We start from the raw sequence: 17,960 nt of genomic DNA on the forward strand, positions 1-17,960 counted from the left end.
TAAAAATTCCTTCCTTTTGAGAGACGATTTATTCATTATACGCTCTCTTAAAAGTTGTCTCAGGAATCAGCTTACATCCAGCTACCATTGACCAATTTAGTCATACCTTTATCGCCAACTTTAGTATATAGTTGCATGTAAGTTCCCTCCTTAGTACGCAAAGAAAGACGCCAAATAACCTGCTCAACCATGAGTAGATTATTTGGCGCCTTTGCCAAACATTTGTGATAAGTGTAACGCTTACATTTACATAATTCAAGCTTTAAATATTGCGAGTTCATGGAAGCTTTTTAATTATGATGAGATATTGGGTTGATTAGATAAATAATGTTGACTATATTATGTTAATTATGATATCGTTTGATTGTTGATTTGAATAAGTGCAACGGATAAATGGAAACCGGTGTAATTCCGGTACGGTCTCGCCACTGTAATTAGCGATATGCTATAAGTCAGATCTTTTTATTTGTTGCCCGCATCGCATTCTGTCTCGAGCCTAGATGGAGTGCTTTTCATATCAACAAATTATTGTACAAAGGCGTGCAATAACATGAACAACGGCGTTTATGGGAAGTCGCCAAATAGCGGCTTTTTTTGTTAAGAGAAATTGTTGACATTCATAAATGTAAGCGCTATACTTCATTCGTAAATAAAAATAATACTAGTACAATGGCGTACTAAAAAAGCAATGACGCTTTGGGATACCTAGATCATAGGTGTCCCGAAGCGTCGTTTTGTTTTTATTTATAAACTAAATGTTTATAAAGGAGGTTTGCTGATTGGAAAAAATACAGTTTAAAACTCAGATCTGGACAGGTGATGGGTCCCTTGCTGGATTGAATAAGATTAATGATCAAAGAATCTTTGTTGTAACAGATCCATTCATGGTGAAATCAGGTAATTTGGATCAAATTACTGATCATCTGAAAAGTAACAACAAAATCGAAATCTTTTCAGACATTCATCCAGATCCATCAATTTCAACAATTGTTGAAGGTATTGAAGCACTTCAGAAATTCGGTGCTACATTGTTGGTAGCTGTTGGCGGTGGTTCGGCAATTGATGCAAGTAAAGGAATGAAATATTTTGCCAAACAGATGGCCAAGGATGATCAAACTTTGGATTTGATTGCTATTCCGACGACGAGTGGTACTGGCTCAGAAGTTACGAATTTTGCTGTCATTACCAATACCGATAAAGGGATTAAATATCCATTAGTGACGGATGACATTTTACCTAAAATTGCTTTGCTAGATCCGGAACTTGTTGCCTCGGCTCCACAAAACATTACGGTTGATACTGGGATGGATGTATTGACCCACTGCTTAGAGGCTTACGTTTCTACTGATGCAAACGATTTTTCGGATGCCCTCGCCGAAAAAGGGTTCCAAATGGTATTTAAGTACTTGGAGCGTGTCAGCAAAGATGGAAAAGATATGGAAGCCAGACAAAAGATGCATGATGCTTCTTGTATTGCCGGGATGGCATTTAACCTAGTTAATCTTGGGTTGAACCACGGGATTGCCCACGCTGCTGGTGCTCAATATCATATTGCCCATGGTCGGTTGAATACAATCCTGATGCCACAAATTATTGCTTTTAATTCAGAATTGGATAAAGGAATTATGGAACAACCTAATCGAGCCGCTACTAAGTATGCAAATTTGGCTCGCTTGATTGGAATTCCTGTTAATAATCCCAAAATTGCTGTAAAACGATTGATTACAACAATTGTTCAATTACGAAAGAGGCTTAAAATGCCAGCAAGTTTTGCCGAGTATGGACTGGATCGACAAAAGTTTGATGAAACGAAGAATGAAATTTCCGCTGCCGCTTTGAAAGATGGGACAACGGTCACTAATCCAAGAAAGCCGAGCCAAGAACAAGTTTTGGATATACTAGAAAAAAGTTATTCCTAATTGACGCCATTGTACTAAATGCTTTATACTTTAAAAGGATTTACGAAGGTTTGTTTTAATTCGCTTTGCTCAATTGTTAACAATTGGATTCCAAGATATTGCGTTGTTGTACATTTAGAAATTGGCGTTTCAATAAGGAGTGTTTACCATGAAAGAAAAAATAGCTATTGTAGATGATGAGCCAATCACAAGAATGGATATCCGGGACATAGTTGAACAAGCTGGATATGAAGTTGTTGGTGAAGGTGGGGATGGTTTCGAAGCTATCGACATTTGCCAACAGGAAAAACCGGATGTTGTGATTATGGATATTAGGATGCCTTTGCTTGATGGATTAAAGGCTGGGAGAAAGATTTTGGATGAACAGTTGGCAGAGTCAATTGTCTACCTTTCTGCATATAGCGATGAGGAGGACACCTCTACTGCAAGTCAAATTGGTGCAATCGGGTATCTCGTGAAACCGCTATCAGAGCGCTCTTTGCTCACTACAATACAAGTTGGACTTGCATATGGTAAACGTTCCAACAAATTGAATGAAAAGGTTCAACAACTCCATACGAAATTAGAGCAAAGAAAGATTATTGAACGGGCAAAAGGAATTCTAATGCAGGAGAATCATTTGTCAGAAGATGCTGCTTATCAAATGCTACGTAAATTAAGTATGAGTAAACGACGACCAATGAATGATATTGCCGAATTGATAGTGTCGATGCCTAATGAATAAACTAATAGAAATGTGTCGCGAATATACAAGTTTAAGCGAAAAAGATATTGGCCGATTAGTAACAGAGATCAAGTCAATTGAAAATAATCGAAATTTTGAAGATTTTGATGTCTTCATTGATGTTTTAAATGATTTCAACACTAATGCATTGGTTGTTTATCATAAGCTTCCCCAAAATGTGCCTTCCCTTTATCACGAAGTAGTTGTTGGCAAGGCTGCCTTGAGAGAAAACGAGCCTGGCGTATTCCATACATTTGGGACAAAGCTGAAATCAGTAAATTTGTTGGCAAAAACTCAAGAACAAAAGCTTATTCATCAAAAGATTTTTCCGATTCTGAATGGTGACAAAGTTATTGGGACAACGATTGTTGAGTCCGATGTTTCACATGATGTATTAAATGATTTTGAGGGTGAAAACGGAAAGACACGTTACAACGATATATCGGCCGCAATTCAAATGTTTGGGCGCTTAGATCGACATGTTGCTGATCAGCTGGGTGATGCAATTTTGGGGTTTGATCAGAGTGGCAAATTGGTTCTTGCCAATCAGACTGCATTAGCTCTGTATAAAAAGGTTGGCTATATTGGAAACGTTATCGGTCAAACTTACGAAAACCTTTCTCTTGATGGCACGACTTTTGACCACGTGTATCAGCAACTACGACAAATGCCAGAGGCTAGTCAACCAATGATTACGAATTTTAATTATTTAAATTATTTTTTCCTGTCTAGAAAATTTTGGAATAAAAAAAGTAAGCAATTGGTTATCCTGATTCAGGACAGAACGGAGGTTAAAATTAAGGAAGCGGAGATTGTTTCAAAGTCAGTAATGCTTCGCGAAATTAATCATCGAGTAAAGAATAACTTGCAGTCTGTTATTTCTCTGTTACGAATTCAGCAACGTCGTCTGAAAAGTGCGGAGGCAAAAAAAGTTCTCAATGAAAGTGTTAGCCGAATTATGGCAATTGCATCGACCTATGAGTTGATGTCCAAACAACTTGGAGACGCGACAAATTTAAAAGAATCGATTCAGCTATTAATTTCTCACTTTGTTCAATTAAATGATCGAGCAGATCAACTGAACATTGAACTAGATGTTGATCCGTCAATTCAAATCGATAGTGATCAAGTTGTGACGGTTTCGATCATCATTAATGAACTCCTTCAAAATGTTGTTTCGCACGCTTTTTCAGCAAAGACTATTTCCACCGGCAGAGTCTTAATTGAAGGTCGAGAAGCCGATGGGATAATTACCATAAGAGTAAAAGATAACGGAATTGGATTTGATTTGAACCACACCCGTACTGGTAGTTTAGGGTTAACAATAATCCGTAGTTATGTTTCCGATAAGTTATTAGGTCGTTTGAAAATTGAATCATCACAAAAGGGAACGGACGTTAGTTTCTCATTTGATCAAAAAACGCAACACTGAAGTTGCGAAGGAGCAATGGAGCTCAAGATCAAACCTACGATTCTTCTAGAAGATGTCTTCTAGAAGTAATAGTGGCTTGATCTTGAGCTCCATTTTTTTGAAAGGAGGGGCGAAATGAAAGATGATCAAATTTTGAGCGTTGGAATTGATTTGGGAACATCAACTACGCAACTTGTATTATCTCGATTAACGATTAAAAATTTTGCATCAGCATTTTCAGTTCCAAGAATTAATATTTCAAAAAAAGAAGTTATATATAAAAGCGATATTATCTTTACGCCATTATCAACTCAAACTGAAATCGATGCAAATGCTATAAAGAGATTTGTTGCTAATCAGTATCAAAAAGCTGGAATTGACAAGCAGGATATTCAAATGGGAGCCGTCATTATAACAGGTGAAACTGCGAGAAAACAAAATTCGAGCGCAGTCACTCAAGCACTGAGCGGATATGCAGGTGACTTTGTTGTTGCAACGGCTGGACCTGATTTAGAAAGTATCATTGCAGGGAAAGGGGCTGGTACGAACCTGCTAGCTAAAGAACATCGAAAAAATATTGTCAATATGGATATTGGGGGTGGAACAAGTAACCTGGGGTTGTTCAGCGATGAAGACATTATTGATACCGCGTGCTTTGACGTTGGCGGACGACTTATAAAAGTTACACCTAAAGAACACAGAATTACCTATATTTCTCCTAAGGTAAAGGAATTAATCAGTTCTCTTGAATTAAATATCCAAGAAGAAATGATTGTAACTGCTGATGAGCTAAAGCCAATTATCAATTGTTTAGTTCAAGTGTTAGAAAATTCAATCGGCTTAGGAACCAAGAGCCCATACTTTGATACGTTCATCACCAATCATCCTCTTCATCCTGAAAATAGGATTGACGGCGTTACATTCTCAGGAGGTGTAGCCGATTGTTTGAATGAAACAATGCCTGCCGATGAGTTTCGATATGGGGATATTGGGTTGCTATTGGGAAGTGGCGTTCGCAATTCTCTCATTTTCAAAGAGAAAACAGTTTATCCATCGATTGAAACAATTAGGGCAACAGTTGTTGGTGCAGGATCTCATACAACTGACGTAACTGGTAGCACAATTGCTTATACAGACGGTATCCTGCCCTTACGGAATTTACCAATTCTCAAAATTGCTCAGAGTGATGAGCTACTAGAGTCTGAGGACCTATCAGAAAAAATAAGTGAAAAGATTAGCTGGTATCAGGTTGAAAACGAACTCAATAACGTGGCAATTGCATTAGTTGGGAAACATAGCCCATCATTCGATGATGTTCAGCGTTATGCTGCAGGGATTGTTAAAGGCGCTCAGGTATTGATAGCTAAACATGAGCCACTGATTATCATGATCCATGAAGATATGGCAAAGGCTTTAGGGCATAGTATGTTTGCGAGATTACCGGCGCATTACCCGTTTGTATGCATTGATAGTGTCAAAGTTGAAAATGGCGATTACATCGATATTGGAGAACCAATTGCTGGGGGAGAGGTATTGCCGGTTATCGTGAAGACTTTAGTTTTCGGTTAACAAATATTAAGTAGTAAAAGGAGGCAACAGAATGATTTTACAGACGAAGTTATTTGATCATTTGTATAGTTTTGGATCAGTAAAGGAAGTCCTGGCAAAAGCCAACGAGGTTAAATCAGGAGATGAGTTAGCTGGTGTAGCTGCGACAGACGCAACTGAACGAGTTGCTGCAAAAGTCGTGTTGAGTAATTTAACACTTCAAGACATATATAACAATCCAGTTGTTCCGTATGAAGATGATGAGGTTACTCGGATTATTATTGATGGTGTTAATAAGCGCATCTACGAAGAAATTAAGAATTGGACGGTTTCAGATTTCCGCGAATGGATTTTGGATGATAATACGCAAGATCACGAAATCAAACGAATTCGCCAAGGGATTACGTCTGAAATGGCGGCTGCAGTTACGAAACTAATGACAAATATGGATTTGGTTGTTGCAGCAAAGAAAATTGATGTTGAGAAGACTGCTAATACAACGATTGGTCGTCCAGGTACATTCTCTTCAAGACTTCAGACAAATCATCCAACTGACGATATTGACGGTATTATGGCCGGAGTGATGGAAGGATTGAGTATGGGCATTGGGGATGCAGTTATCGGCTTAAACCCTAATGATGACTCAGTAGATAATGTTGTTAAGATCCTGAACAAATTTGAAGAATTCCGGGCACAGTGGGATGTCCCAACACAATGTTCAGTTTTAGCGCATGTTACAACTCAAATGGAAGCTCTCAAGCGTGGGGCACCTGTTGGACTTTGTTTCCAATCTATTGCTGGTTCAGAAAAAGGGAACACAGCGTTCGGTATTACAGCAGATATGCTCAGTGAAGCTCGTGATCTAACGCTTCATCAGGGACAAGCTGCTGGACCTAATGTGATGTACTTTGAAACTGGTGAAGGATCTGAATTATCAGCAGAAGCAAACTTTGGCGCTGATGAGTTAACGATGGAATCACGTTGTTATGGATTCGCGAAGAAGTTTGATCCATATATTGTAAACACTGTGGTTGGATTCATTGGCCCTGAGTACTTATATAACTCAAAACAAGTTATTCGAGCAGGGCTAGAGGATCATTTCATGGGTAAATTACAAGGAATCTCAATGGGATGTGATGTTTGTTACACCAACCATATGAAAGCAGATCAAAATGATGCGGAAAACCTTGCAGTTCTTCTTGGTGCAGCCGGCTGTAACTACATTATGGGGGTTCCTCATGCTGATGATGTTATGTTGAACTATGAGTCAACTGGATATCAAGAAACCGCAACAATTCGTGAAATCTTTGGTTATCATCCAATTAAAGAATTTGAAGAATGGATGGAGAATATGGATCTCAGCCATAACGGCAAATTAACCGAACGTGCTGGTGATGCTTCGATTTTCTTAAACTAAGAAGAAGGTGATATGACATGAATGAAGAAGATTTGAAAACAATGATCGAAGGTATCTTAACAGATATGACTTCAGGTAAAGGTTCTTCAGAAAAGAAAGCAATTTCTAACACTCAGGGTAGCAACATCGCTTCTGGTACAACTGCTGGTTCTGTTGCATCGGGTGAAGTGTTGGATGACATTACGAAAATTGACTTACGTAAACAATTTCTAGTTCCTCATCCACACGATCGAGAGGGTTATCTAAAGATTAAATCATTTACTCCCGCTCGTTTGGGGATGTGGCGGGCAGGCTGTCGTTATAAAACCGCTTCAGTTCTTCGATTTAGAGCTGATCATGCTGCTGCTCAAGATGCCGTATTTAGTGATGTTGATCCGAATCTGCCTAAGGAAATGGGCTTCTTGGAAACTCAAACCACGTGTACGTCAAAGGACGAGTATTTAACTAGACCAGATTATGGGAGAAAATTCTCTGATGAAATGGTAGCTAAGATAAAAAATGGGGTGACACCAAACCCAAAAATTCAAATGATTGTCGGTGATGGCCTTAGTTCTGCAGCTATTGAGGCAAATGTGAAAGATATTATTCCAGCTATCCAACAAGGTCTAAAAGTATATAACCTTGGCTTTGAAACCAAAGATGTTATTTTTGTTAAATATGCTCGAGTTGGTGCGGAGGATCAGATTGGTGAGATTACCAATGCGGATGTTGTATGTATGCTGGTTGGCGAACGCCCTGGTCTGGTAACTGCTAAGTCTATGAGTGCTTACATTGCTTATAAGCCGAAGATCGGAATGCCGGAAGCTAATCGTACGGTTGTATCAAATATCCATGATGGTGGGTTGCCTGCCGTTGAAGCGGGTGCCTACATTGCGGAAATGTTGGACAAGATGTTACGACTCAAGAAGTCTGGTATTGACCTGAAAGCCGCAGAAAATGCAGGTAATTAATTGAATTCTTCTAAAATGAAAGGAGGAATCGCACATTGAAAGATGATTTCATTAAAGCAAATGTTTTAAGTACGAGGTTGATTCCCAACGTCGATGAAGCACTCGCAACATCATTAGATTTACCCAATCATATCAAAAGTCTTGGCCTCATAACATCAGATTGTGATGATGTGACATATGTTGCCCTGGATGAAGCAACCAAAACTGCTGATGTGGAAATTGTTTATGGGAAGAGTATGTATGCAGGTGCAGGAAATGCATCAACAAAATTGGCTGGAGAGGTTATCGGTATCCTCGGTGGACCAAATCCGGCAGAAGTTAGAAGTGGTCTTGATACTTGTGTTCAAGTTATTGAAGAGGAAGCTCACTTTGTGAGTGCGAATGATGATGACAGTATTGTTTACTTTGCTCATACAATTTCTCGAACTGGAAGTTATTTATCAAAAGTTGCAGGTGTTGCTGAGGGTGGCGCAATCGCCTACCTCATTGCACCACCACTTGAATCGATTTATGGCATTGATGCTGCTATGAAGGCGGCCGATGTAGATATGGGGGTACTCTATGGCCCACCTTCGGAAACCAACTTTGGTGGCGGATTGTTAATCGGAAGCCAATCAGCATGTAAGGCTGCCTGTGACGCCTTTGCAAACGCAGTTAAAGAAATCGCCGCAGTGCCAAAGGTGGATTAAGGATGTGACAAATTGTGGAAATTGAAAGTCTCGGAATGATTGAAGTGAGAGGCTTCTTGGGAGCTGTGGTTGCAGCCGATAGCGCGTTGAAGGCGGCGGAAGTGCGCTTGCAAGATCTCCACATCACTCGTGGAGGACTTGTGACGGTTCTGATGACTGGAGATGTTGCAGCTGTGAATGCCGGTGTTGATGCTGGAGTTTCAAGCATCGAACAATTTAATTGCTTGATCTCTAATCGAGTAATTGCTCGATTAGACCAGCAAGTGATTGGATTATCCCAGCCACCTACTCCTGAAAAGCTATCTCAAGCAAAGCCAACTATGAATGAGGCGCAAGCTAAGTTGATAGAAACGAATGAAAAGCCAGCGTCAATTAGAAAAAATGTAAGCGATACCAGTGATGATGCTGATGGGGCAACAAATACGAAAACACAATCCAAAGTAGATCCTAAGTGGGTAACTGATCCAAAAGCATTAGAACGGATGCGAGTTGTTGACTTAAGAAAACAAGCATATCGAATGGAGATCAAGACATTAACAAAGAAGCAAATTAAGATGGGCACAAAACGAGTATTAATCCAGGCCATCTTAAAAGATTTACAAAGGAGGGATAACATTTGAATTTAACAGATGAGGACCTAGCTTCAATCCAGGAAGTTAGAACGCTATTGCATCAAGCAACCCGCGCGCAAAAGATCTTTAGTCAGTTTTCACAAGAAAAGGTGAATGCAATTTGCCAAGCAATGGCAGACGCGGGTGTAGAAGCCAGCGAACGATTGGCTAAGATGGCACAAAAGGAAACGGGTTATGGTATCTGGCAGGATAAAGTATTAAAAAATATTTTCGGTTCAAAAACAGTTAATGAACGTTATCGTGATATGAAAACGGTAGGAATCTTATCAGAGGATCCAGAACATAAAATCATTGATATGGCTGTTCCAGTTGGTGTCATTGCTGGATTGATTCCATCAACCAACCCAACTTCATCCGTATTTTACAAATCAATTATCTCAGTAAAATCTGGGAATGCAATCGTTATATCACCTCATCCTAAGGCTAAGGAATGTACGCTGGAAGCCATTAAAGTTGTCAGTGAAGCGGCTTATAAAGCCGGTGCTCCAGCTGGATTGATTTCTGGAATTACAATTCCAACGCTTGCCGGTACTGATGAGTTGATGCGCCATGATGAAACTAAATTAATTCTTGCTACTGGTGGGGGTGCAATGGTTCATGCAGCTTACTCATCGGGAACACCTGCACTAGGCGTTGGCCCAGGAAATGGTCCAGCATATATTGAAAAGAGTGCTGACGTTGCTCAGGCTGTTAAGCGAATTATGGATTCTGAAACGTTTGATAACGGGACAATTTGTGCTTCTGAACAATCGATTATTGTTGAAGAAGCCAATAAAGATGCAGTTAGAAGAGAATTGGAAAACCAGGGTGGTTACTTCTTAACTTCCGATGAAATTGGCAAACTTTCCAAGTTTATTCTTCGAGCTGATGGCACAATGAATCCACAAATTGTTGGGAAATCCATTAAACAACTCGCTGATTTAGCAGATATTGATGTTCCAGCGGGGACCCGAGTATTAATTGCCAGGGATTCCGAGGAAAACATTGGTCCGGATGATCCATATTCTCGAGAAAAGTTAACGCCAATCCTAGCTTACTTTGAAGTTGATGATTGTAATGCAGCTGCAGCTCTTACAACTAAATTGTTGCTAAATGAAGGTGCAGGTCATACCGCAATCTTACATTCTGAAAATCAAAAATTGATTCGCCAATATGCCTCTCTAGTGCCTGCTTCACGTGTATTGGTTAATACACCAGGGGCTTTAGGTGGAATTGGTGCGACGACCGATTTGAATCCAGCATTGACTTTGGGATGTGGTGCAATTGGTGGCAGTGCTACTTCTGATAACATCAGCCCAATGAACTTAATGAACTTGAAACGAGTTGCAGTCGGTATGCGTGAGCTCAAAGATATTAAGGCAGATAGTAGCGTTAGTCAAACTCATAGTATTGAATCAAGCGGTGATTTGGATCATGAACAATTGGTTGAAGAACTTGTTCGACAAGTTTTAGCGCAGATTAAATAATACAGATAGAAATTTAGGAGGAAATTATTATGTCAAACACAAACGCTCTTGGAATGATCGAAACAAAAGGTTTAGTTGGTGCAATTGAAGCAGCCGATGCAATGGTTAAAGCTGCAAATGTTACTTTGATTGGTAAAGAACAAATTGGTGCTGGGCTTGTTACAGTTATGGTTCGTGGGGATGTTGGTGCCGTTAAAGCAGCTACAGATGCTGGTGCTTCAGCAAGTGAAAAGGTTGGTGAATTGATTTCGGTTCATGTAATCCCACGTCCACACAACGAAGTTGATGAAATATTACCACATATGTTAAATGACAAAGCTAACCTCAGCGAGGATTAATAACGGCAACTCGTAAGTCTTATACGAAAGGGGGTGCCTCTTGGACAAACTACTAACTGAATATTCTGTTCGCCAATTAATGAAACAAAATAAATTGACCGATAATGCACAGATTACTTTACCAAGGGGTACGATTTTAACTCCCTCTGCCCGTAGCTTTTTGGGAGAACATCAGATCAAAATTGAACAAGGTAAATCAGATGTTGTTGAAACACAACGTCAAGTTGATGCTAAGAATCCTTGGATGAATGACATTAAAGTTGATTATCCATCTATCGACTTTAATAAAATCAATCATTTTGCCACCCCTCTTATTAGCTTACAGTATTGTCTTCGCAAACAATTTCTATTAGTTTTAACCTTGCTTGATCAGCAGAAAAAAGATGTTGACCTAGAAATTGTGACAGATCTAGTAAAGTTCGTTAATGAGATTGTCACAGTTGATTATGATCAAATTATAGCAAATGATGATTATTCGGTTTTAAATTTGAAATTAATAGAATTGAACCTAAGTGAGCCAAATACTTTGGGTATACAAATGATTCAAGAGAGTTTGGCTGAAACGGCGACAATCCTAAATGCTTATATACTGGTTCAACCAAATATGGCTGAGTCAACATATTGTCAGACGATTGTGTCCTGGGAGAATATGCTTCAGGACTGGACGAAACTAATGTTGGAGGGCGGTGATGGAAACGCAAAATTTAAACGTAATCGTTGAGGAAATCGTAAAAGAACTTCGTAACAAGACTTCATTTATTATTGAGGCTTCCGCGCGACACGTTCACTTGGATCAAGAAACTGTTGAAGCGTTGTTTGGAGATGGACATGAGCTAACACCGGTTAAGCCATTATCTCAGCCGGGACAATTTGTCAGTAAAGAATGGGTAACAGTTCTTGGACCTAATGGACAATTAGAAAACGTTGCTGTTCTGGGACCCGTTCGGAAACAATCACAAGTTGAAGTCTCATTAACGGATGCTCGAACACTTGGTATTTTAGCGCCAATACGAGAAAGCGGGGATTTGGATCAAACCCCTGGAATAACCTTGATTAGTCGAGGTGGAAGAATAAATCTGGATAGTGGGGTCATTGTTGCTCAACGACATATTCACATGACTCCTGAAGATGCTCATTTATTTGGTGTTGCAAATGGCGATATCGTGAGTGTGAAAACTCCTGGTTCACGTGGATTGATTTTTGAAAATGTGGTTATTAGAGTGAGTAAAAAGTTTGCAACCCGGATGCATGTAGATTTTGATGAAGCCAATGCTTGTAATTTAGGCAAAGGAATGCGAGGCACGATATATAAAAAGTAGGTCTTAAAAATGCAGTCTACTGAAATAGATAAGATTATTCAAGTTATAACGGATCAAGTGATTAAAAAACTTGAAGCAGTTACAGAAGATAAGATTCTCTGTCGAGGAGAAAATAAAACGTATCCTGCACAGTATCTGCAAAAACTTTCAGCTGACTATCATTTAGAGTTTGGGACAAAGCAGGATAGCGATGCTATCCTGCTTTGTCTTCGTGAGGCAACATTAACTCAACTGTTAGCGATTAGTAACTTAAATGTTGTTGATTCTCTGACGAAACAGGTCATTAGTTTTTTACTTGCTGGGAAACCGATTTGGATATTTGATGATGCTCCTAAATTGAGTAAGTATCGGCACACAACTCGATTTGAGGTGTGGCGTTTGCTTCAACGAGCTTTAGAGCGCCTTAATAAGTTTGATATTCAATTTATCAATAGTGATGAACAGTTAAAGGAGGCTTTGGTCAAGCTTGAAAAACTGACCAGGCCTACACAGGTTAAAAAGAAGTTCATTACAGAATCAGTTCTTATAGAAAGATTGCTGAATAATGAAAACCTTGTTAACTCAGGGGAATTGCTAACGTCGCTAGCATCAGATTGGTTTAAGCAACATCAAATAAATATGGAAAACAGGTAGTAGGAGGCCAGTGCATGGTTACAGGAAAAGTGGTTGGTAATTTATGGTCAACTAAAAAGGTGGAAAGTCTGTCTGGATCACGCTTTATGCTGGTCGATGTTGCTGATAAACAAGTTGGAGTTGACTGGCAAACAAGAAGGATTGTTGCCAGAGATGAGGTTGGCGCAGGATATGGTGAACAAGTATTGATTGTTGAAGGTCCAGGAGCGAGAATGATTGCTTCAGAAGAGATGATCCCAATAGATGCAACAATTATTGGAATTATTGATTCAATTGATGAACATTGATTTGAATTTTGAGAGGAGGTCGTTATTTATGGGAATTAATGAAATTATTATGTATATCATGGTGCTCTTTATGGCTTTGGGAGCTCTTGACAAAATGTTTGGAAATCACTTTGGATTAGGTGCAAAGTTTGATGAAGGTATTATGGCAATGGGTTCTTTGGCGCTTTCTATGGTTGGTATTATCATTTTGGCTCCAATCCTGGCAAAAATTTTGTCGCCAGTTGTTGTGCCATTTTACCAATTTTTGGGTGCAGACCCATCAATGTTTGCAACAAGTCTAATTGCAATTGATATGGGTGGATTTCAGCTTGCAGCAAAAATGGCATTAGATCCTCAAGCTGGATTATTTGCTGGAGTGATCCTTGGATCAATGATGGGGCCTACTATTGTATTCTCTATCCCAGTTGCTCTAGGAATTATTGACAAAAAGGATCATAAATTCTTAGCTACTGGTGTTTTATCGGGTATGATCACTATCCCAATTGGTTGTTTCGTGGGTGGTTTGATCATGGGGATGCCAATTGTTGCCGTTCTTAAAAACTTGGTACCAATCATTTTATTTGCTGTTTTGATTGCACTTGGTTTGTGGTTCAAACCGGAAGCGATGATAAAAGGGTTCTCGGTCTTTGGACAGGCAATTGTTGTGATTGGAACATTTGGGTTAGCACTTGGTGCGGTTCAATCAATGGTTGGTGTGAAGCTCATCCCAGGGGTTGGTTCCGTTCGAGGTGGTATTCAAGTTGTTGGTAGTATTGCATTGACTTTAGCTGGTGCATTTACGCTGGTGTATGTCATTACCAAGTTGTTTAATAAGCCATTGATCAAGATGGGGAAGGCAATGGGAATGAATGAGACCGCAGCTGCCGGTTTAGTTGCAACTCTTGCAAACAATATTCCAATGTTCGAAATGATGAAAGATATGGACGATCGAGGGAAAATTATTAACGTTGCATTTGCTGTTTCTGCAGCTTTCGTCTTTGGGGATCATCTTGGATTCACTGCCGGGGTTGCCAAAGATATGATTTTCCCAATGATCGTGTCGAAACTAGTTGCCGGAATTACAGCCATTGGTGTTGCAATGTTTATGGCTAATCGGGTTCTCGGTAAACAAGATAAAGAAAAGAGTGTGACAGCCGATGAACATTGATCGAAAACAAATTGAAGCCCTGGTTCAGCAAATTGTTTTGGAAAAATTGAGTTCAAAAAAGAAAGTTACTGCTGATGGCCTGATTACAATAGATTTGCCAGAATGGAATGTCGATGAAAGCGATCGAATGGATACTGGTAATCCTAATGATCAAGTTTACACGAAAGATTTCTTTGATCTAAAAGAAAGCCCAAGGTTAGGGGCTGGGCTTATGATGATGAAAGAAAGTACCTTTGATTGGACGCTTAATTACGATGAAGTTGATTATGTCATTTCAGGAGAATTGAGCGTGATTGGTAGAAATGGAACGGCAACTGCCGGCGCTGGGCAAATGATTCTTATTCCCAAAGGTAGCCAGATTAAATTTTCTGCACCAAAAGAATCAAGATTTATCTATATCACATATCCTGCAGACTGGGAAGACCAAAAGTAATTGAGTTTACAGGTTAGTGCTAAGAAAGCTCTAATTTAGAGAGTACGCTGAAGCTTCAGGTGAGGGAATACATTGGAAAATACTGATATACGGGATCAAAGTCATAAGCCTGAACGGATGATTCAAGAATATGTTCCAGGTAAGCAGATTACATTGGCTCATATCATTGCAAATCCCGATAAAGATATTTTTGAAAAATTAGGCTTAAGTGAACAGCATACGGCATTGGGTATCTTGACAATTACTCCTAGTGAAGCTTCGATTATAGCAAGTGATATTGCGACCAAGGCCGGAAGCGTAAAGCTTGGATTTATCGATCGCTTTAGTGGCTCTGTAGTGGTATATGGTGAAGTATCTGAAGTTGATGCCGCACTTCATCAAGTTGTGTCGAAATTACGGAGCATCCTTGATTTTTCGGTTTCTGGAATAACCCGAACTTGAGATACCTTTGGATGTAGGTATTAACGCATAATCCCAAATTGGCAGTATGTAAAGAAGGTAGGTGAGTAAGATGTATATGGGGAAAGTAATTGGCAGTATTGTTTCAACTCAAAAGAATGAATCATTGGTTGGCCGTAAACTGATGATCGTCCAGGAAGTAGATTACACAGGCTCCCCACGACAACGTCAAGAGGTTGCTGCAGATACTGTCGGTGCAGGTATCGGGGAATATGTGCTATACGTTCGTGGTGCAGGTGCACGAAATAGTCAAGATAATTTGGATCCTCATGAAGATGTTATGGATGCTGCGATTGTTGGGATTATTGACAGTTTTGATATGTAATGATTTTTTAAGGAGACATCGATCGTATGAAGAAACCAATTTTCATTGGGGCAGTTGGTTGCGGTAAGACAACCCTTTGCCAACGATTATTAGGGAGCGCCCTCTCTTATAAAAAGACGCAAGCCATTGAATTTTACCGTGGCAATCAAGTTATTGACACCCCTGGGGAATTCTTGGAGCATAGGGAGAGATACAGCGCGTTGACAATAACGGCGGTAGATGCTGATGTCGTTGTATTGTTGCAAAGTGCAGCGGATCATCGACAGACTTTCTCACCAAATTTTGGAAGTATGTTTCCTAAACCTAAAATTGGGATTGTGACTAAATTAGATGATGCTACCAGTCAGCATGATATCGATTGGGCGTCAAATCAACTTATTTCTGCAGGTGCTGAAAAAGTATTATATGTTTCAGCAAAGTGTAATGATGGGGTTGAATTGGTAAGCCGATTTTTGAAGATTGCACAATAGGTCATTATTCTTTTGAGGGGGTAATCAAGATCAACGAGAGACTCATAAATCTATCTCAAGCTATCAATGTGAGAGATCTTGGTGGCTATATTACCTCTAATGGTAAGCATACCAAGTGGAATAAATTAATTCGTGCGGGAGAGATGGCTGATCTTTCTTCAGATGACAAAAACATCTTACTCAATTATGGTGTTAATTGTGTAATCGATTTGAGATCAGACGCTGAAATTTTGAAATCTCCAGACGCTTTGCCATCTGAAATTGAATATGTTCAAATACCGTTATTTAATGATGATGAGACTGAAAGCTCGGAAGTAATCAATCAGATGAATCGTCTTTATTCACGTGATCCTCATAGTGGGCATATTCGGATGATGGAGGTTTATCGAAAGCTTGCGATTGGCAAGCAACCGCAAGGGGCTTATCAAAAGTTCTTTCAATTATTACTGAATAGTGGGGAAAGACAAAATATCCTCTTTCATTGTTCAGCTGGAAAGGATAGGACGGGGATTATTGCTGCATTAATTCTTGGTGCCCTCGGAGTTGATGAGTGGATCACTAAACAGGATTATCTTTTAACAAATAAGCTGATTTTTTCGAGAGTTCAAAGGAGAATTGAACATGCAATTGCAGCAAATATGAATGCTCAGTTCATTACATCATTGTTTTCCTTGTCAACGGTATCGTTGGATTATTTTGATGCTGCTTTTGCAATTATCAATTATACCTTTGGTGGCGTCCAGCAATATTTGAAGGATTGGGTGGGCCTAACAGCCGACGATATAACAAAGTTACAGCAAATATATCTGGAGTTTTGATTGGAGATGTGCTTATCTTGAAGAAAGTTGGTCTGTTGGTTGGTAGCCTGCGACAGGGATCATATTCAAAGCAGTTGGCAAAAAACATTGCGTTGTTATTTCCTGTAGAAGTTATTCCAAAGGTAATCGGTATTAATGATCTTCCGTTGTTCAACGAGGATTTAGAGAGTAAAGAAGTTAATTCATGGAACCGATTTAGGGAGCAGGTCAACGATGTCGATGGATTAGTGTTTGTAACCCCTGAATATAATAGATCTGTTCCGGGATGCTTGAAGAATGCCTTGGATATTGGATCCAGGTCAGAAAAGAAGATTTTTGCTGGGAAACCGGCGATTGTGGTTTCCTGCTCTGTTGGTAAAATGGGAGGGTTTGGTGCGAGTCAGCATCTCAAACAAATTGTCCTATCACTCGGAATGGAACTTGTTCAACCTGCCGAAATCTATCTTGGATCTGTTCAAACTCTATTTAATGACAGCGGTTTCCTAAATAACGATTTTGTAAATAATTTGCTAAATAATGCTGTTACAGGACTTTTGAAATTGATAAATCCAGATTTAGTGTTTGGATCATGTGAAATTTCGATTCAAGATGAACAATTGAACAAGATTCAAAAGTTTGATTTTCAAAATGATCGACTGGTTGCCCTGAATAAGGATGAAGAAACCATCTGTGAAGCTCGCTATCAGATTACCGGTTGCGTTCTAACTATAAACAGAATTAGTACCTATCCCAGTTTTGTTGGAAAAGGCAATGCGTCTAAAGTTCTTTTGAAACTAGTAATGCTGGCAACGTTATTTGACCTTGTAATTGAGCCAAATTGCTCATTTGTTCAAAGCTTCTTCGCAGATTATGCAGAACTAAAAGCGTTGACTATTTAGGTTGATTTTTCAGTAATCGATTTTGATGAAATATAATATTTTAAACTTTAAGGTTGATATTCAAGTATCAATCTTTTTTGTTTTGAATACGTTATTA

At 39.4% G+C, this 17,960-nt stretch carries 21 protein-coding genes and 1 riboswitch; all 21 genes read left to right on the forward strand.

The window, feature by feature from the left end; genetic code table 11:
• Positions 1 to 368 precede the first annotated feature (368 nt).
• A riboswitch (adenosylcobalamin (AdoCbl) riboswitch) is annotated at positions 369 to 512 on the forward strand.
• Positions 513 to 779: 267 nt separating this feature from the next.
• The 21 genes from KTE19_RS02375 to KTE19_RS02475 all read left to right on the forward strand — a co-directional run bounded on the left by KTE19_RS02375 (position 780) and on the right by KTE19_RS02475 (position 17,863).
• On the forward strand, positions 780 to 1,919 hold the full coding sequence (locus tag KTE19_RS02375) for a 1-propanol dehydrogenase PduQ (protein ID WP_217341526.1): 1,140 nt from the start codon (positions 780 to 782) through the stop codon (positions 1,917 to 1,919).
• 148 nt (positions 1,920 to 2,067) lie between these two features.
• Positions 2,068 to 2,643 carry an ANTAR domain-containing response regulator gene (locus KTE19_RS02380; RefSeq protein WP_217341527.1) on the forward strand — a complete coding sequence of 192 codons (576 nt, stop codon included), beginning with the start codon at positions 2,068 to 2,070 and terminating at the stop codon, positions 2,641 to 2,643.
• A complete protein-coding gene (locus KTE19_RS02385) occupies positions 2,636 to 4,075 on the forward strand; it encodes a histidine kinase N-terminal domain-containing protein (protein ID WP_217341528.1) in 1,440 nt (479 codons plus the stop codon). The genes KTE19_RS02380 and KTE19_RS02385 overlap by 8 nt, the downstream gene beginning before the upstream one ends.
• A 114-nt stretch (positions 4,076 to 4,189) precedes the next feature.
• Positions 4,190 to 5,623, forward strand: coding sequence for an ethanolamine ammonia-lyase reactivating factor EutA (gene eutA / locus KTE19_RS02390; RefSeq protein ID WP_217341529.1), 1,434 nt, complete (start codon positions 4,190 to 4,192; stop codon positions 5,621 to 5,623).
• Between the two features lie 31 nt (positions 5,624 to 5,654).
• Positions 5,655 to 7,019 carry an ethanolamine ammonia-lyase subunit EutB gene (locus KTE19_RS02395; protein ID WP_217341530.1) on the forward strand — a complete coding sequence of 455 codons (1,365 nt, stop codon included), beginning with the start codon at positions 5,655 to 5,657 and terminating at the stop codon, positions 7,017 to 7,019.
• A 17-nt stretch (positions 7,020 to 7,036) separates the two neighbouring features.
• The gene (gene eutC, locus KTE19_RS02400; protein WP_217341531.1) at positions 7,037 to 7,969 is read left to right on the forward strand and encodes an ethanolamine ammonia-lyase subunit EutC; all 933 of its coding nucleotides are present in this window, start codon (positions 7,037 to 7,039) and stop codon (positions 7,967 to 7,969) included.
• A 35-nt stretch (positions 7,970 to 8,004) separates the two neighbouring features.
• Positions 8,005 to 8,658, forward strand: a complete 654-nt coding sequence (gene eutL, locus KTE19_RS02405; protein WP_217341532.1) for an ethanolamine utilization microcompartment protein EutL — start codon at positions 8,005 to 8,007, stop codon at positions 8,656 to 8,658.
• Positions 8,659 to 8,672: 14 nt separating this feature from the next.
• Positions 8,673 to 9,278 (forward strand): BMC domain-containing protein, encoded by a 606-nt coding sequence (locus KTE19_RS02410; protein ID WP_217341533.1) that lies wholly within the window; start codon positions 8,673 to 8,675, stop codon positions 9,276 to 9,278.
• On the forward strand, positions 9,275 to 10,756 hold the full coding sequence (locus KTE19_RS02415) for an acetaldehyde dehydrogenase (acetylating) (protein ID WP_217341534.1): 1,482 nt from the start codon (positions 9,275 to 9,277) through the stop codon (positions 10,754 to 10,756). Before KTE19_RS02410 ends, KTE19_RS02415 begins: the two co-directional genes overlap by 4 nt.
• 29 nt (positions 10,757 to 10,785) lie before the next feature.
• The gene (gene eutM / locus KTE19_RS02420; RefSeq protein WP_217341535.1) at positions 10,786 to 11,094 is read left to right on the forward strand and encodes an ethanolamine utilization microcompartment protein EutM; all 309 of its coding nucleotides are present in this window, start codon (positions 10,786 to 10,788) and stop codon (positions 11,092 to 11,094) included.
• A gap of 40 nt (positions 11,095 to 11,134) precedes the next feature.
• The gene (locus KTE19_RS02425; protein ID WP_217341536.1) at positions 11,135 to 11,815 is read left to right on the forward strand and encodes a hypothetical protein; all 681 of its coding nucleotides are present in this window, start codon (positions 11,135 to 11,137) and stop codon (positions 11,813 to 11,815) included.
• Entirely contained in the window at positions 11,784 to 12,413 is a 630-nt protein-coding gene (gene pduL, locus KTE19_RS02430; RefSeq protein ID WP_217341537.1) for a phosphate propanoyltransferase, read from the forward strand. The genes KTE19_RS02425 and pduL overlap by 32 nt, the downstream gene beginning before the upstream one ends.
• A gap of 9 nt (positions 12,414 to 12,422) precedes the next feature.
• On the forward strand, positions 12,423 to 13,046 hold the full coding sequence (locus KTE19_RS02435; RefSeq protein ID WP_217341538.1) for a hypothetical protein: 624 nt from the start codon (positions 12,423 to 12,425) through the stop codon (positions 13,044 to 13,046).
• A gap of 14 nt (positions 13,047 to 13,060) precedes the next feature.
• Positions 13,061 to 13,333: a EutN/CcmL family microcompartment protein gene (locus KTE19_RS02440; protein WP_217341539.1), complete on the forward strand. Its 273-nt coding sequence runs from the start codon at positions 13,061 to 13,063 to the stop codon at positions 13,331 to 13,333.
• A 28-nt stretch (positions 13,334 to 13,361) separates the two neighbouring features.
• Entirely contained in the window at positions 13,362 to 14,480 is a 1,119-nt protein-coding gene (gene eutH / locus KTE19_RS02445) for an ethanolamine utilization protein EutH (protein WP_217341540.1), read from the forward strand.
• The gene (locus tag KTE19_RS02450) at positions 14,470 to 14,913 is read left to right on the forward strand and encodes a cupin domain-containing protein (protein ID WP_217341541.1); all 444 of its coding nucleotides are present in this window, start codon (positions 14,470 to 14,472) and stop codon (positions 14,911 to 14,913) included. The genes eutH and KTE19_RS02450 overlap by 11 nt, the downstream gene beginning before the upstream one ends.
• A 117-nt stretch (positions 14,914 to 15,030) precedes the next feature.
• A complete protein-coding gene (locus KTE19_RS02455) occupies positions 15,031 to 15,354 on the forward strand; it encodes a BMC domain-containing protein (protein WP_217164590.1) in 324 nt (107 codons plus the stop codon).
• A 70-nt stretch (positions 15,355 to 15,424) separates the two neighbouring features.
• A complete protein-coding gene (locus tag KTE19_RS02460; protein WP_217164592.1) occupies positions 15,425 to 15,697 on the forward strand; it encodes a EutN/CcmL family microcompartment protein in 273 nt (90 codons plus the stop codon).
• A 26-nt stretch (positions 15,698 to 15,723) separates the two neighbouring features.
• Entirely contained in the window at positions 15,724 to 16,167 is a 444-nt protein-coding gene (locus tag KTE19_RS02465; protein ID WP_217341542.1) for a EutP/PduV family microcompartment system protein, read from the forward strand.
• A gap of 44 nt (positions 16,168 to 16,211) precedes the next feature.
• Positions 16,212 to 16,985, forward strand: a complete 774-nt coding sequence (locus tag KTE19_RS02470) for a tyrosine-protein phosphatase (RefSeq protein ID WP_347339392.1) — start codon at positions 16,212 to 16,214, stop codon at positions 16,983 to 16,985.
• Between the two features lie 8 nt (positions 16,986 to 16,993).
• Positions 16,994 to 17,863, forward strand: a complete 870-nt coding sequence (locus KTE19_RS02475) for an NAD(P)H-dependent oxidoreductase (protein ID WP_347339393.1) — start codon at positions 16,994 to 16,996, stop codon at positions 17,861 to 17,863.
• Positions 17,864 to 17,960: the final 97 nt, after the last annotated feature.

It is taken from the genome of Lentilactobacillus dabitei, assembly GCF_019061365.1.
In the GTDB taxonomy this organism is placed as follows: domain Bacteria; phylum Bacillota; class Bacilli; order Lactobacillales; family Lactobacillaceae; genus Lentilactobacillus; species Lentilactobacillus dabitei.